11 protein-coding genes are annotated in these 15,056 nt (G+C 62.7%); 3 read left to right on the forward strand and 8 right to left on the reverse strand.

Annotated features, from left to right (window positions below):
• The 7 genes from urtD to atzF all read right to left on the reverse strand — a co-directional run bounded on the left by urtD (nt 1) and on the right by atzF (nt 11,068).
• Entirely contained in the window at nt 1-792 is a 792-nt protein-coding gene (gene urtD, locus C1N60_RS03615) for an urea ABC transporter ATP-binding protein UrtD (protein WP_058771510.1), read from the reverse strand.
• Nucleotides 785-1,861, reverse strand: coding sequence for an urea ABC transporter permease subunit UrtC (urtC, locus tag C1N60_RS03620; RefSeq protein ID WP_058757138.1), 1,077 nt, complete (start codon nt 1,859-1,861; stop codon nt 785-787). The genes urtD and urtC overlap by 8 nt, the downstream gene beginning before the upstream one ends.
• Entirely contained in the window at nt 1,861-3,426 is a 1,566-nt protein-coding gene (gene urtB / locus C1N60_RS03625) for an urea ABC transporter permease subunit UrtB (protein WP_325969715.1), read from the reverse strand. Before urtB ends, urtC begins: the two co-directional genes overlap by 1 nt.
• A 215-nt stretch (nt 3,427-3,641) precedes the next feature.
• Complete coding sequence (gene urtA, locus C1N60_RS03630) at nt 3,642-4,910, reverse strand: urea ABC transporter substrate-binding protein (RefSeq protein WP_031279577.1); 1,269 nt, start codon at nt 4,908-4,910, stop codon at nt 3,642-3,644.
• 30 nt (nt 4,911-4,940) lie between these two features.
• A complete protein-coding gene (locus C1N60_RS03635; protein WP_058776210.1) occupies nt 4,941-5,642 on the reverse strand; it encodes a GntR family transcriptional regulator in 702 nt (233 codons plus the stop codon).
• 9 nt (nt 5,643-5,651) lie between these two features.
• A complete protein-coding gene (gene uca / locus C1N60_RS03640) occupies nt 5,652-9,269 on the reverse strand; it encodes an urea carboxylase (protein WP_394521410.1) in 3,618 nt (1,205 codons plus the stop codon).
• A 2-nt stretch (nt 9,270-9,271) separates the two neighbouring features.
• Nucleotides 9,272-11,068 (reverse strand): allophanate hydrolase, encoded by a 1,797-nt coding sequence (gene atzF / locus C1N60_RS03645; protein ID WP_104093705.1) that lies wholly within the window; start codon nt 11,066-11,068, stop codon nt 9,272-9,274.
• Nucleotides 11,069-11,324: 256 nt separating this feature from the next.
• On the opposite strand from atzF, the gene sltY reads away from it, so the two are divergent.
• Nucleotides 11,325-13,244 (forward strand): murein transglycosylase, encoded by a 1,920-nt coding sequence (sltY, locus tag C1N60_RS03650; RefSeq protein WP_262257973.1) that lies wholly within the window; start codon nt 11,325-11,327, stop codon nt 13,242-13,244.
• Between the two features lie 43 nt (nt 13,245-13,287).
• Entirely contained in the window at nt 13,288-13,596 is a 309-nt protein-coding gene (gene trpR, locus C1N60_RS03655) for a trp operon repressor (protein WP_021508685.1), read from the forward strand.
• On the opposite strand, the gene yjjX is transcribed toward trpR, so the two are convergent.
• Entirely contained in the window at nt 13,597-14,115 is a 519-nt protein-coding gene (yjjX, locus tag C1N60_RS03660) for an inosine/xanthosine triphosphatase (RefSeq protein ID WP_021508686.1), read from the reverse strand.
• A gap of 51 nt (nt 14,116-14,166) precedes the next feature.
• Here yjjX and gpmB point away from each other — a divergent pair, with 51 nt between their 5' ends.
• Entirely contained in the window at nt 14,167-14,814 is a 648-nt protein-coding gene (gene gpmB, locus C1N60_RS03665; protein ID WP_021508687.1) for a 2,3-diphosphoglycerate-dependent phosphoglycerate mutase GpmB, read from the forward strand.
• Nucleotides 14,815-15,056 lie beyond the last annotated feature (242 nt).

Here is a 15,056-nt window from a genome sequence, read left to right on the forward strand (position 1 = left end):
TTAGCGCCCCAGATATACGTCGATAACCCGATCGTCCGCCTGTACCTCGCGCAGCGATCCCTCAGCCAGCACCTGGCCCTGATGCAGCACCGTCACGTGGTCGGCAATGGTTTCCACAAAGCCCATGTCATGTTCCACCACCATCAGCGAGTGCTTGCCCGCCAGGCTGCGGAACAGTTCGGCGGTGTAGTCGGTTTCGGCATCGGTCATGCCGGCTGCCGGTTCGTCCAGCAGCAGCAGGTGTGGCTCCTGCACCAGCAGCATGCCGATTTCGAGAAACTGCTTCTGCCCGTGCGACAGCAGACCCGCCTGACGCTGGCGTTCGCCGCCGAGCCGCAGCAGTTTCAGCACCTCGTCGATGCGATCGCGCTGCTCGCCGCTAAGCCGGGCGCGCAGGCTGGCCCACACCGATTTATCGTTTTTCAGCGCGATTTCGAGGTTTTCAAACACCGTCAGCGCTTCAAACACCGTGGGTTTCTGAAACTTGCGGCCAATGCCGGCGCGGGCGATTTCGACCGGCGACAGCTGGCGCAGATCGGTATCCTGGTCGTAGATCACCTGGCCGCTGTCCGGCCGGGTTTTACCGGTGATCACGTCCATCAGCGTGGTTTTTCCCGCGCCGTTCGGGCCGATCACGCAGCGCAGCTCGCCGACGCCGATCTGCAATGACAGATCGGTCAGCGCGCGGAAGCCGTCAAACGAGACGTTGATGTTCTCCAGCAGCAGCACCGGATCGGTTTGCTGACGATGGCGATCCGCCGGGTGCGGTTGGGTAAACAGTTGCTCAGTCATGACGCCTCCGGCGCAGCAGGCCAATTACGCCACGCGGCAGGAACAGCGTGACCAGGATGAACATCAGGCCCAGGAAAAACAGCCAGTATTCCGGGAAGGCGACGGTGAACCAGCTTTTGGCACCGTTGACGATGGCCGCACCCAGCAGCGGGCCAATCAGCGTGCCGCGTCCGCCGAGCGCCACCCAAATCGCCGCTTCAATCGAGTTGGTCGGCGACATTTCACTCGGGTTGATGATGCCGACCTGCGGCACGTACAGCGCACCGGCCAGCCCGCACAGCACGGCGGAGAGCGTCCAGACGAATAGCTTGAAGCCCTTCGGATCGTAACCAATAAACATCAGGCGGTTTTCCGCATCGCGCACCGCCGTCAGCACGCGACCAAACTTACTGCGCGCCAGGGCAAAGCCCAGCGCCAGGCTGAACAGCAGCAATAGCACGGTCGCGATAAACAGTGCGATACGCGTGCCGGTGGCGGTGACGCTGAAACCGAGCAGGGTAGTAAAACCGGTAAAGCCGTTGTTGCCACCAAAGCCGGTTTCGTTGCGGAAAAACAGCAGCATGCCGGCGTAAGTCAGCGCCTGCGTCATGATGGAAAAGTAGACGCCTTTGATTCTGGAGCGAAAGGCGAAGAACCCAAACAGCAGCGCCAGCAGGCCCGGCACCAGTACAATCAGGCACAGAGCCCAGAGAAAGTGCTGGCTGCCGGCCCAGAACCACGGCAGCTCATTCCACGACAGAAACGACATAAACGCCGGCAAACCGCTGCCTGCAGCCTGGCGCATCAGGTACATGCCCATGGCATAGCCGCCGAGGGCAAAAAACAGTCCGTGGCCGAGCGACAGCAGCCCGGCGTAGCCCCACACCAGATCCAGCGCTACCGCGACAATCGCATAGCAGAGGATTTTGCCCACCAGCGTCAGCGTATAGGTGGAGATCGCCAGCGGATGGCTGGCGGGCAGCAGGGCGCAGAACGGCAGCACCAGCAGCAGCGCGGTCACGATGACGCCGAGAATCAGGCTGAGGCGCGGCGCTTTGCGCACCGCGCGTAAGGTCAGTGGCTGGCTCATCAGTCAATCACCCTCCCTTTAACGGCAAACAGACCTTGTGGACGTTTCTGGATGAACAGCACAATCAGCACGAGGATCAGGATTTTGCCGAGCACCGCGCCAATCTGCGGCTCCAGCACTTTGTTGAGGATGCCGAGACCAAAAGCCGCCACCACGGTGCCGGCCAGCTGACCGACGCCGCCGAGCACCACCACGAGGAATGAATCGATGATGTAGCCCTGACCCAGTTCCGGCCCGACGTTGCCCAACTGCGACAGCGCGACGCCGCCGAGTCCGGCAATGCCGGAACCGAGGCCAAACGCCAGCATATCGATGCGCCCGGTCGGCACGCCGCAGCAGTCCGCCATGGCGCGGTTCTGCGTGACCGCCCGCACATTCAGCCCCAGCCGGGTTTTATTCAGCAGCAGCCAGGTGAGCGCCAGCACCGCGATGACAAACAGGATTACCGCGATGCGGTTATACGGCAGCACCAGATTCGGCAGCAGCTGCCAGCCGCCGGACAGCCAGCCCGGGTTGGCCACTTCGAGGTTCTGCGCGCCAAACAGCATGCGCACCAGCTGAATCAGCATCAGGCTGATGCCCCAGGTGGCGAGCAGCGTCTCCAGCGGACGACCGTATAAGTGGCGGATGATGGTGCGTTCCAGCAGCATGCCCATCGCGGCGGTGACGGCGAAGGCCACCGGCAGCGCCAGCAGCGGGTACCACGCCAGCCACTGCGGGGCAAACTGCTGGAACAGATTCTGCACCAGCCAGGTGGCGTAGGCCCCGAGCATCAGCATCTCGCCGTGCGCCATGTTGATTACGCCCAGCAGGCCGTAGGTGATCGCCAGGCCGAGCGCGGCCAGCAGCAGAATGGAGCCGAGCGACAGACCGGTAAACGCCTGCCCGAGCCAATCGCCCCACATCAGGCGCTGCCTGATGTGCTGCAGGCTGGCGGCCGCAGCGGCGCGCACCTGCGCATCGGGTTCGTTGCTGGCCTGGGTTAAGCGCGTCAGGCTGGCCTGCATCGCCGGATCGCCCGATTCTCCGAGCAGCGTGACCGCTTTCAGGCGCAGCGCGGCGTCCGGGCTGGCGAGCTGCAGATTCGCGGCGGCCATCGCCAGCACCGCGTGCACCTTGCTGTCCTGTTCGGCGGCGAGGCGCTGTTCAATCAGCGGCAGCTGGTCAGGTGCGGCATCGTTTTGTAACTGTTGCGCCGCGCGCAGGCGAGTCGCCGCATCGTCACTCACCAGCTGGTGGGCGGCGAGGGCGCTGGCAATCAGCACGCGCAGCCGGTTGTTCATGAAGAGTTTTTTGGTTTCGCCGTCCGGCTGCCGGGCGCTGTCGAGCGGCAGAAGCTGGTCAGCCTGTTTGCTGAACGGCTGTTTGTTCTGGTCGATAACCACGCTTTCATTGCGCAGCGCCTGCAGCAGCGGCAAGCGGCTGGCCTGCGGCGCCGCAGCCCACTGCTGCAGCAATGTCGCCTGCTGCGTGCGGCTGGCAGCGGCGAAATCAGCGCCATCACCGGCCTGCGCCAGCCACGGCAGCAGTAACAGCAGGCAGCTGAGAATACGGCGGAGTGTCATGGTGATCATCCTGTTATGGTTACGTTGGGTGCGGTGTGGCCCTCATCAGGGTTAGGGCGTTGTCTGGCCCTCACCCCGGCCCTCTCCCGGAGGGAGAGGGAGACGCTGCTACAGGTGAGTTCGGTAGCGGCGTGCTGGCTCGATCGGTTCCCTCTCCCGCCAGCGGGAGAGGGTGAGGGCCAGCGGGCCAGAGGGCGAGGGCCATCAGCCTCCCCTTACTGCGCCGACTTCACCGGATAGTCCGGCTTCTTATCATTCCCGGCGATGTACGGACTCCACGGCTGGGCGCGTACCGGCTGTTCGGTCTGCCACACCACGTTGAACTGGCCGTTCTCCTCCACTTCACCAATCATCACCGGCTTGTGCAGATGGTGGTTGGTTTTGTCCATGGTCAGCGTGAAGCCGTCCGGTGCTTTGAACGTCTGTCCGGCCATCGCGGCGCGCACTTTATCCACATCGGTGGTGCCGGCTTTCTCTACCGCCTGTGCCCACATGTGCAGGCCAACGTAGGTGGCTTCCATCGGATCGTTGGTGACCACCGTACTGGCGTTCGGCAGGTTGTGCGCTTTGGCGTAAGCGCGGTAGTCGGCCACGAACTTCGCATTAGTCGGGTTATCCACTGACTCAAAGTAGTTCCACGCCGCCAGCTGACCGACCAGCGGTTTGGTGTCGATGCCGCGCAGCTCTTCTTCCCCCACCGAGAAGGCGATTACCGGAATGTCGGTTGCTTTAATGCCCTGGTTCGCCAGCTCTTTGTAGAACGGGACGTTGGAATCACCGTTGATGGTGGAGATCACCGCGGTTTTGCCACCGGCGGAGAATTTTTTGATATTCGACACGATGGTCTGGTAATCGCTGTAACCAAACGGCGTGTACACCTCTTCGATATCCTTATCCTGCACGCCTTTGCTATGCAGGAAGGCGCGCAGAATCTTGTTGGTGGTGCGCGGATAGACGTAGTCGGTGCCGAGCAGGAAGAAGCGTTTGGCGCTGCCGCCATCTTCGCTCATCAGATACTGCACCGCCGGGATCGCCTGCTGGTTCGGCGCGGCGCCGGTGTAGAACACGTTCGGCGACATCTCTTCGCCTTCGTACTGCACCGGATAGAACAGCAGGCCGTTCAGCTCTTCAAACACCGGCAGCACCGATTTGCGCGAGACCGACGTCCAGCAGCCAAACACCACCGCCACTTTGTCCTGAGTCAGCAGCTGGCGCGCTTTTTCGGCGAACAGCGGCCAGTTAGAGGCCGGATCGACCACCACCGGTTCCAGCTTCTTGCCCAGCACACCACCTTTGGCGTTGATCTCATCAATGGTCATCAGCGCCACATCTTTCAGCGGCGTTTCGGAAATCGCCATGGTGCCGGACAGCGAATGCATAATGCCGACTTTAATGGTGTCTGCCGCCTGTGCGGTAAAGGCGAAGCCCATGCTGGCAACGGTAGCGGAGAGCGCGAAAGCTTTAAGCAACGAACGTCGTTTCATCATTTAAACCCCTAACTGTGTTATCTGTTGTTATTCAATGGGTTGAAGCCGAGCCTGCTGTAACATATGCAACGTAATCTTCCTGACCTCGGCCTTACTGACGGCAATGTGGTCGGTTAAAATGCGCTGTGCCTCCTCGGTGTGTTGCTGAAAAATCGCCCGTAAGATCTGAGCGTGCTCGCGGTACGTGGCATCGACCCGGTCATCCCGCGTGAAGTCGAGACGGCGAATGATGCGGATTTTTTCTGTCAGCTCGGCGTGGATGCGCGCCATCTCCTGATTGCCCGCCGCGGCCACCAGCGCCATGTGAAACGCTTCGTCGTGCGCTGATACCGCTTTGCCATCTGCCAGCCGGGCATCGTCGATCCAGAAGGTTTTCAGCGCGGTCAGGGTTTCCGCGCAGGCCAGCGGCGGCAGCGCGCACAGGCGGCGCACCGCTTCGCGTTCCAGCACGGTGCGGAAGTCGTACAGCTCCTCGAAGTAGGCGAAATCGAACGGCCGCACCTGCCAGCCGCTGCGAAACCACACCTCGACGTAGCCTTCGCGCTCCAGCCAGAACAGCGCCTGACGCACCGGCGTGCGGCTCACCGCCAGCCGATCGGCGATTTCGTTTTCGCTGAAGCGGTCACCCGGCATCAGACGGAACTCAAAGATGTCCTGCTTTAGCGCCTGATAAACCTTTTCGGCCAGCGCTTCGGGACGGCCTTTGCTGCGGGGCGCGCTACTGTTCATACCTGCTCCTTAAGCCAGCCACAGCAGGGTGTCGCCCGGACTTACCGGACGGCCCGCCTGGCAGGCAATGCGTTTCACCGTGCCGGCCTGCGGCGCGACAATCGCCAGCTCCATCTTCATCGCTTCCACGATGATCAGCGTCTGGCCGGCCTGCACCGTATCGCCCGGCGCAACCAGCACTTTCCAGATGTTGCCGTTCATGTCAGCGCACACCGCCAGCGCATCGTCCTCTGCGTCGGCGACCACCAGCGTCTCTTCACTGGTGAGCGGCGCTTCCTGCTCTTCCTGCGCCCATAGCGTGACCTCCTGCTCAAACGCTGCGGCCTGACGTTCACGGAAAGCACTGATTTCCGGCGCGTTGTCGGCGAGGAACTGCTGATGCGCCGCGAAATCAAACTCGCTCTGCTCGATGCGGATGCGGGCACGACCGGCGCGGAAATCGTCGCGCAGCTGCGTCAGTTCCGCTTCGCTCACCGGATAGAAACGCACCTGGTCAAAGAAGCGCAGCAGCCAGGGTTCGCCGGCGGCAAACTGATCGTTTTGCAGGAACTTATTCCAGATGGGCAGCGTGCGCCCCACCAGCTGATAGCCGCCCGGTGAATCCATGCCGTAGATGCACATGTACATGCCGCCAATGCCCACCGTGCCTTCGGCGGTAAAGGTGCGCGCCGGGCTGTATTTGGAACTCAGCAGGCGATGGCGCGGATCGATCGGCACCGCGCACGGCGCGCCGAGATAGACATCGCCGAGACCGAGAATCAGATAGCTGGCGGCAAACAGGGTGTCGCGTACCGCTTCGCGGCTCGCCAGTCCATTGATGCGCTGAATGAAGTCAACGTTATTCGGCAGCCACGGCGCGCTGGCGCGAACCGTCTCTTTGTAACGCTCCACCGCGCCGAGCGTGGCGCTGTCTTCAAACGCCATCGGCAGCCAGACGATGCGCGACGGCACTTTCAGCGCGCTGACGTCACCCAGCCCGGCTTCCAGCTCCAGCAGCAGCGTCATCAGCTGCTGCTGACCGATCACCAGGCTGTCATAGCGCACCTGCAGCGAGCGCACGCCGGGCGACAGCTCTTCAATGCCGGGCTCTGCACGCTGGCGCAGCGCCTGCATCAGCAGGTGTACGCGCAGGCGCAGCGCCAGATCCAGCACGTTATCGCCGTACTCAATCAGCACATATTTGTCGCCCGCCTGGCGGTAGACCGCAGCAGGCGTGGTGGCGGTCGCCGGCAGCGCCGCTAACAGGGTGGCAGAACCGATGTCGCTCGCCGCCAGCGAAGGCACCGCGAAGGTCGGTGCGTGCTGGCTGCGCAGCGTGGTTACGCTGTGCGCCTGGGCTTTCTCCAGCGCGACCGCTTCGTCGGCGCTGATCGGGTGGAAGCGGATGCGATCGCCCGGTTTGACCTGGCCGACTTTCCACAGCTCGGCTTTGGCGATGGTGACCGGGCAGACGAAGCCACCAAGGCTTGGGCCGTCGTGCGTCAGGATCACCGGGAAGTCACCGGTAAAGTTCACCGCGCCGATGGCGTATTCGCAGTCGTGTACGTTAGACGGATGCAGCCCGGCTTCACCGCCGTTAGCGCGCGTCCAGCTGGGTTTAGGCCCGACCAGACGGACGCCCAGCCGGTTGGAGTTGTAATGCACCTGCCAGTCGCTGGCAAAGAACTCATCGATGGCAGCCTGGGTGAAGAAATCCGGTGCGCCGTGCGGGCCGTACAGCACGCCAATGCGCCATTCGCTGCCGTAGTGCGGCACCAGCGCGCGATCCAGCGCTTCAGGTTCGCTGACCGGGGCTGGCGTGGTGCAGGCGGCGAGCGCCGGCTGGGAGATCGGCAGCATGTCGGCGACGCGCAGCGTACGTCCGGCGTGGCCGCCAAACTGGCCCAGCGAGAAGGTGGCGCGGCTGCCGAGGTATTCCGGCACGTCGAAACCATTACGCACCGCTAAATAGGTGCGGCAGCCGCTCTGCGCGCGGCCCAGCGTCAGGGTTTGTCCGGCTTTCACCGCCACCGGCTGCCAGTAGTCGACCGTGCTGCCGTCGAGATCGGCCGGACAGTCGGCACCGGTCAGCGCGATCAGCGCATCGCTGTGGAAACGCAGCGTCGGGCCCTGCAGGGTGAACTCCAGCCCGGCGGCGCTGGCGTGGTTGCCAACGATACGGTTGGCCAGGCGGAAGGCGAAGTCATCCATCGGGCCGGACGGCGGCACGCCGATGTCCCAGTAGCCCAGGCGGCCGGGAAAGTCCTGAATGCTGCTGAACGTGCCCGGCTGCAGCACTTCGATGACGCTGGCCGCCGGCGTAAAGCCGTCAAGGAAGCGCGTCCAGACGTTACCGCTGCGGAAGGCGTCGGTCGCCACGATCTGACGCAGATAATCGAGATTGGTGGCGATGCCGTGCAGTTGGGTAGCGTCAAGCGCCTGCTGCAGCTTCGCCAGCGCGGCGTCGCGCGTTTCGCCATGCACGATCAGTTTGGCTACCATCGGATCGTAAAACGCCGTCACTTCGCTGCCGGTCTCGATCCAGCCGTCGACGCGCACCCCCGGCGGGAAGCTGACGTGGGTTAACACGCCCGGGCTCGGCTGGAAGTTTTTCAGCGGATCTTCGGCGTACAGCCGCACCTCAATTGATGCGCCGTGCGGTGCCTGCTGCAGACGATCCCAGTCGATGGCATCGGCCGCCGCCACCTGCAGCATGCACTCCACCAGGTCAAGGCCGGTGACGCACTCGGTCACCGGATGCTCCACCTGCAGGCGGGTGTTCACTTCGAGGAAATAAAACGCGTCCTGCGCGGCGTCATAGATGTACTCCACGGTGCCGGCGCTGCGGTAATTAACCAGCTCGCCCAGCCGCACCGCTGAAGCCAGCAGCGCTTCACGCGTGGCCTGCGGCAGATTAGGAGCCGGCGTCTCTTCCACCACCTTCTGATTGCGGCGCTGCAGCGAACAGTCGCGTTCGCCCAGCGCAATCACCTTGCCCTTGCCGTCGCCAAAAATCTGCACTTCCACGTGGCGCGCACGATCAATGCAGCGTTCAAGAAACACGCCGGCATCGCTGAAAAACTGTTCCCCCAGGCGACGCACGCTCTCCCACGCGTTCTCCAGGGCCGTGGCGTCGGCGCAGCGGGTCAGACCGATGCCGCCGCCACCGGCGGTGCTTTTCAGCATCACCGGATAGCCAATGTCTTCCGCCGCGCTGAGTGCGTCCTGCAGCGAACTGAGCAGCGGCGTGCCCGGCGTCATCGGCACGCCAGCGCTGGCCGCCAGCTCACGGGCGCGATGCTTGAGACCAAATTCGCCGATCTGCTGTGCGGTCGGGCCGACAAACGCGATGCCGGCCTCTTCGCAGGCGGCGGCGAACGGCAGGCTCTCCGACAGAAAACCGTAGCCGGGCCAGATGGCCTGCGCGCCGCTTTGCTGCGCAGCGGCCAGAATTTTGTCGATGCGCAGATAGCTGTCGCTGGCTTTGTCACCGCCAAGGGCGATGGCCACATCGGCTTCGGTAACGTGACGCGCATTGCGGTCGGCATCCGAATAGACCGCCACGCTGGTTACGCCGAGGCGCTTCAGGGTGCGGATGGCACGACAGGCGATTTCGCCACGGTTAGCAATCAGAACGGTGCTGAACATGATTAGTGATTCCCCTGTGACGTCAGCCAGTTGCGCCAGCCGCCGAATTCAGTGATTTCCAGCGCCTGCGTCAGCGCTGCCGGTTCGCAGATAAAGCCTTTCACGATGCGTCCATCCGCCAGCGTCAGCGAGCCGATGCCGAGCGGTGCCGGGATTTCCGCGACGAATTCGCCAAAGCGCGCCAGCGGGATGTCCCACAGTTCAACGGTGATGGCGGCGCCGCTGTCGCCGCGCAGCAGGCCGGGCTTTTTGATCGGGCCATCGAGCAGGGCGAACAGGCGATAGTGGCTGGCGGTTTGCGTCTCTTCGACCCACACCGCCTGACGCGTGGTGAGCTGGAAATTCAGCGGCATGCCGGTGAGATGAGCGCCGACCACCGCCACGCGCACGTGGTCAGGCGACGGTGGCAGCGCGGCGGGCTGCGGCGGCAGTGCTTTGCCGGTGGCCCCGAGCGGCAGCGCCAGCTGCTGCTGCCAGCGCAGGCCAAACGTCGCCAGCGCGCGGTCGTGCCACGCCGGGGCGATCAGCGTGATGCCCGCAGGCAGCCCATCGGCGCGGAACGGGCCAGGCAGCGCCAGCGCGCTGAGATCGGCCAGGTTCGTGAAGTTGGTATAGGTGCCGAACTGCGAGTTGTAGTGCACCGGCTCCTGCTGCATCTCTTCCAGCGTATGGATGGTGGGCGAGGTCGGCACCACCAGCGCATCGAACCGGGCCAGCGTCTGCTGGATCTGGCGCGTCAGTTCGGCACGCAGATATTCGGCCTGATACGCCTCGACGGCGCTGTACTGGCGGCCGCTGCTGACGATGCCGTACACCACCGGATCCATCTCTTCCGGGCGGTCGAGCATCTCGCCGACCGCCACGGTGCGCTCGGCCACCCACGGGCCGTAATAGAGCTGCTCTGCCAGCTGATGGAAAGGGGCGAAGTCGATAGGGTGCAGCGTCGCACCGCTCGCCGTAAGCTGCTCCAGCGCGCTGAGCCACGCCGCTTCCGCCTGCTGGTCACCGTAAAACTGCGGCGCGGCAGGGATCGCCAGCGAGGGTTGCGGCTGGAAACTGGCCGGTGCGCTGCGTAGCGACTGGCGCGCGTAGGCGTCACCGGCGTCGTAGCCGCCCGCGATGCTGGCGACGCTAAAGGCATCGGCAACCGTCAGGGCAAACACCGAGATGGTGTCATTGAGGCGGCAGGCCGGTACCACACCGCTGGCCGAGAACCAGCCTTTGGTCGGCTTCAGCCCGACGATATTGTTAAAACCTGCCGGCACGCGGCCGGAGCCGGCGGTATCGGTGCCGAGCGAGAAGCCGACCAGGCCGCGCGCCAGCACAGACGCGGAGCCGGAGCTGGAGCCGCCGCTGACGTAGGCTGGATTAAAGGTGTTGCTCACCGCGCCATACGGCGAGCGGGTGCCAACCAGACCGGTCGCGTACTGGTCGAGGTTGGTTTTACCGATGACGATAGCGCCTGCCGCTTTCAGCCTGGCCACCACGAAGGCATCGGCCGCGGCCTGATACGTCAGCGCCGGGCAGGCGGCGGTGGTCGGCCAGCCTGCCACGTCGATGTTGTCTTTGACGGCAAACGGCACGCCAAACAGCGGCAGCGCGGCCGGATTGCGCTGATACGCCGCCAGCAGCGGTTCAACCTGCGCCAGCAGCTGGGCCGGCGAAGCGAGGTACAGCCAGGCATTATCCTGGTTATCGAGTGCGTCGAGATGTGCGGCCAGCAGTGCAGGGATCTGCTGTGCATCCTGCTGTGCGCAACGTTGCCAATCCTGAAGCGTAAAACCGAAGGTCGATGCCATGAGTGAATTCCAGCTGGTATACAAGATGGCATTCAACAGAGCAAAGCACGTGCCAGAGTTGTAACTGAATGAAAACGCGTAGCTATTTGATGGGTAATAAGTTTTTCTGATGATTATTTGCACAATTGCGGCGCAGGCGCTGAACAATCACGGTGCGCCTGGGTAAATTTTGTGAAGAACGTGGCAAGAGCCGGTTGGCCTGGTTAGCATGAAGGGAGTCCGGCATAAGCTGGAGCGCAGCAATGAGGAGAGCGGAGTGGAGAAGTGGCGTAACTGGATGATAGGGATCTGTCTGGTCAGCACGGCCGGCAGCGTGTGGGCCGATTCGCTGGATCAGCAACGACAGCACTATGCGCAGATCAAACAGGCCTGGGACAACAAACAGATGGACCAGGTTGAGCAGCTGATGCCAACGCTGCAGGATTATCCGCTCTATCCGTACCTGCAGTACCGCCTGCTGGCGCAGGATCTCGATCAGGAGACCGGGCTGGCGGTGAAAAACTTTATTCAGCAGTATCCGACGCTGCCGCCGGCGCGTTCGCTGCAGACGCGCTTTGTTAACGTGCTGGCGCACCGCCAGGACTGGCCGGGCGTGCTCAGCTTCAGCCCGGATGAGCCGAAGCCGGTGCAGGCGCGCTGTAACTGGTACTACGCCAAATGGGCGACCGGTCAGCAGCAGGCGGCGTTTGACGGGGCCAAAGCCATCTGGCTGCGCGGGACCGCGTTACCGAACGACTGCGACAAGCTGTTCTCGGTGTGGCAGGCCTCAGGGCAGCTGTCGCCGATCACCATCCTCGAACGCATCCGCCTGGCGATGAAAGCCGGCAACGACAGCCTGGTTAATTATCTGGCGAAAATGCTGCCGGCGGATTATCAAACCACCGCCAGCGCGCTGATTGCGTTGCAGCAGAATCCCCAGACCGTCACCACTTTTGCCAGCACCCTCGGCCCGACCGATTTTACCCGCATGGCCACCAGCTACGCCTTTGCCCGCGTGGCGCGTCAGGATATGGACAATGCGCGCATGATGATCCCGCAACTGGTTCAGGCGCAGAAGATGAGTCCGGCGGAAGAGCAGGATCTGAAAGAGACGGTGGTGTGGCGCATGATGGGCGCCGATCTCACCTCGGAGCAGGCGCGCTGGCGCGATGCGGTGGTGATGAACAGCGAATCCACCGCGCTGATTGAGCGGCGCGTGCGGCTGGCGCTGAGTGAAAACGACCGTCGCGGCCTGAACACCTGGATTGCCCGGCTGCCGGTGGAAGCCAAAGAGAAAGATGAGTGGCAGTACTGGCAGGCCGATTTACTGATGGCGCAGGGGCGCAAAGAGGAAGCGGAAGAGATACTGCGTAAGCTGATGCAGCAGCGCGGTTTCTATCCGATGGTGGCGGCACAGCGGCTGGGCGTCGAGTATCCGCTGCTGGTGGATCAGGCACCGGCGGCGGACAATAGCGTGGTGCAGGGGCCGGAGATGGCGCGCGTGCGCGAGCTGATGTACTGGGGGCTGGATAACCTGGCGCGCAGCGAGTGGGCCAACCTGATCAGCAGTAAAACTCATACCCAGCAGCAGATGCTGGCGCGCTACGCCAATGAACAGGACTGGTGGGATCTTAGCGTGCAGGCCACCATCACCGCGAAAATGTGGGACAGCCTGAAAGAGCGTTTCCCGCTGGCGTGGCGCAATCTGTATCAGCAATACACCAGCGATAAAGGCATCACGCCAAGCTACGCCATGGCGATTTCCCGCCAGGAGAGCGCGTGGAACCCGAAAGCGCGCTCACCGGTTGGCGCCAGTGGCCTGATGCAGGTGATGCCGGGCACCGCCAGCCATACCGTGAAGATGTACAACATTCCGGGCTACGTTAACAGCAGCCAGCTGCTCGATCCGCAGACCAATATTCAGATTGGTACGCAGTATCTGGAGTATGTCTATCAGCAGTTTGGTCAGAACCGCATCTTCTCTTCTGCCGCCTATAATGCCGGCCCGGGGCGGGTGCGCAGCTGGCTGAATATCAGCGGCGGCAAACTGGATGCGGTGGCGTTTATCGAAACCATTCCCTTCTCGGAAACCCGCGGCTACGTGAAAAACGTGCTGGCCTACGATGCCTATTACCGCTACTTCATGGGCAAGCCGGATAAGATTCTCGCCGACGGCGAGTGGAATCGCCGTTACTGACTGTGTTATGCTTCCGTACTCGTTAATGAGTACGGAAGCCTTCATGAGCCAACCCCTTTCCCCGCAGCCGGTTGAAGACAACTGGCTGCGTTTCATCGACCTGATGCACAACGCGTTTTCCGATGACGTAGCGCTGCCCTTGCTGCAGCTGATGATGACGCCGGATGAGCGCGAAGCCTTAGGCACGCGCCTGCGCATTATCGAAGCGTTGATCAACGGTGATATCAGTCAGCGCGAGCTGAAAAACGAATTGGGCGTCGGGATTGCCACCATCACCCGTGGATCCAACAGCCTGAAAGAGGCGCCGCCCGAGCTGAAACGCTGGCTGGAAGCGCGCCTCGGGCGTAGCTGATCACTGCTGATACAGCGGGTGAGTGAACGGACAGAGCGCCAGAATCAGGGCCTGATGATAGACGCTGGAGCGGCTCAGCAGGCCGTGGGTGAAGGCGCCAATCGCACCGCCCTTGTGTTTGATATTCTCCACGCCGGTTAAGCGCGCCATTTCGTCACCGAGCTCATGCCCGGCAGCCAGACCGGCCATCACCACCGGCGGCAGCGTAAAGCTGGCAGAGCGGGATTCACCGCGCTGCTGCGCATTCTCCACCACCATCCAGGCAAAGGCGCAGTCGCCCTCGATGCCCGCTTCAATCGCCACCCAGTAATCCGCCTGTGGCCGCACATGACGCGCGTTCGCCACGCGCTGGCGTGCGCCAGTTCGCGTTTCGGCATCGCTTAAGGGCTGCGCGGCGACGCCGCTCTCGACCTCGACCCCTTCAATATGGCAGGATCCTTCGCCGAAAACGTCGTTGAACGCCTGAGCAATTGCGCGGATTTTTGCCGGATTGATGGTGGCTGCGACAACATGGTACATAATTACCTGAACCCTCAAGACAAATTTGTCGCAGTATAACGGAAATTAAGCATGTTACAGGTCTATCTTGTTCGTCACGGTGAAACGGTTTGGAATGCGGCCCGACGCATTCAGGGGCAGTCCGACAGTCCGCTGACGGATAAAGGTGAGCAGCAGGCGCATCAGGTGGGCGAGCGCGTGAAATCGCTGGGCATTACTCACGTGATTGCCAGCGATTTAGGACGTACCCGGCGCACCGCGGAGATTATCGCTGATGCCTGCGGTTGTACGGTAACGCTGGATGCCCGCCTGCGCGAGCTCAATATGGGCTGTCTGGAGCAGCGTCCGCTCGACGGCCTGACGGCGGAAGAGGAGAGCTGGCGTAAAGCGCTGGTGGATGGCACCGAAGGCGGCCGGATTCCGGGCGGCGAGTCGATGGAGGAGATGGCGACGCGCATGCATGCCGCGCTCAACGCCTGTCTCGATCTGCCGGCGGGTAGCCGTCCGCTGCTGGTCAGCCACGGCATGGCGCTGGGTGTGCTGGTAAGTACCATTCTCGGGCTGCCGGCCCATGCGGAGCGCCGTTTGCGTCTGCGTAACTGCTCGATTTCGCGCGTCGATCATCAGCAAAGCGCCTGGCTCGCCGCCGGCTGGGTGGTGGAGACGGCCGGTGATGTGTCGCATCTGGATGCCCCGGCGCTGGATGAGCTGCAGCGTTAATCGCGGTAGCGCACGGCGCAGAATGACCGCGTATCGGTGCGCATGAATGCGCACCCTACGAGGGCATGGGCAATGCGCATCGGCGACAAACGGTAGGGGTTGTTGCTGCGGTTGAATCGGTGCGCATGAATGCGCACCCTACGAGGGTATGGGCAATGCGCATCGGCGACAAACGGTAGGGGTTGTTGCTGCGGTTGAATCGGTGCATATAAATGATCGCATATCGGTGCGCATGAATGCGC

This window comes from Pantoea sp. SGAir0184 (assembly GCF_043544755.1).

Bases quoted from the DNA above. Each gene is read 5' to 3' on its own strand.
- urtD (WP_058771510.1), bottom strand. From the start codon at position 792: ATGACTGAGCAACTGTTTACCCAACCGCACCCGGCGGATCGCCATCGT.
- urtC (WP_058757138.1), bottom strand. From the start codon at position 1,861: ATGAGCCAGCCACTGACCTTACGCGCGGTGCGCAAAGCGCCGCGCCTC.
- urtB (WP_325969715.1), bottom strand. From the start codon at position 3,426: ATGACACTCCGCCGTATTCTCAGCTGCCTGCTGTTACTGCTGCCGTGG.
- urtA (WP_031279577.1), bottom strand. From the start codon at position 4,910: ATGAAACGACGTTCGTTGCTTAAAGCTTTCGCGCTCTCCGCTACCGTT.
- C1N60_RS03635 (WP_058776210.1), bottom strand. From the start codon at position 5,642: ATGAACAGTAGCGCGCCCCGCAGCAAAGGCCGTCCCGAAGCGCTGGCC.
- uca (WP_394521410.1), bottom strand. From the start codon at position 9,269: ATGTTCAGCACCGTTCTGATTGCTAACCGTGGCGAAATCGCCTGTCGT.
- atzF (WP_104093705.1), bottom strand. From the start codon at position 11,068: ATGGCATCGACCTTCGGTTTTACGCTTCAGGATTGGCAACGTTGCGCA.
- trpR (WP_021508685.1), top strand. From the start codon at position 13,288: ATGAGCCAACCCCTTTCCCCGCAGCCGGTTGAAGACAACTGGCTGCGT.
- yjjX (WP_021508686.1), bottom strand. From the start codon at position 14,115: ATGTACCATGTTGTCGCAGCCACCATCAATCCGGCAAAAATCCGCGCA.
- gpmB (WP_021508687.1), top strand. From the start codon at position 14,167: ATGTTACAGGTCTATCTTGTTCGTCACGGTGAAACGGTTTGGAATGCG.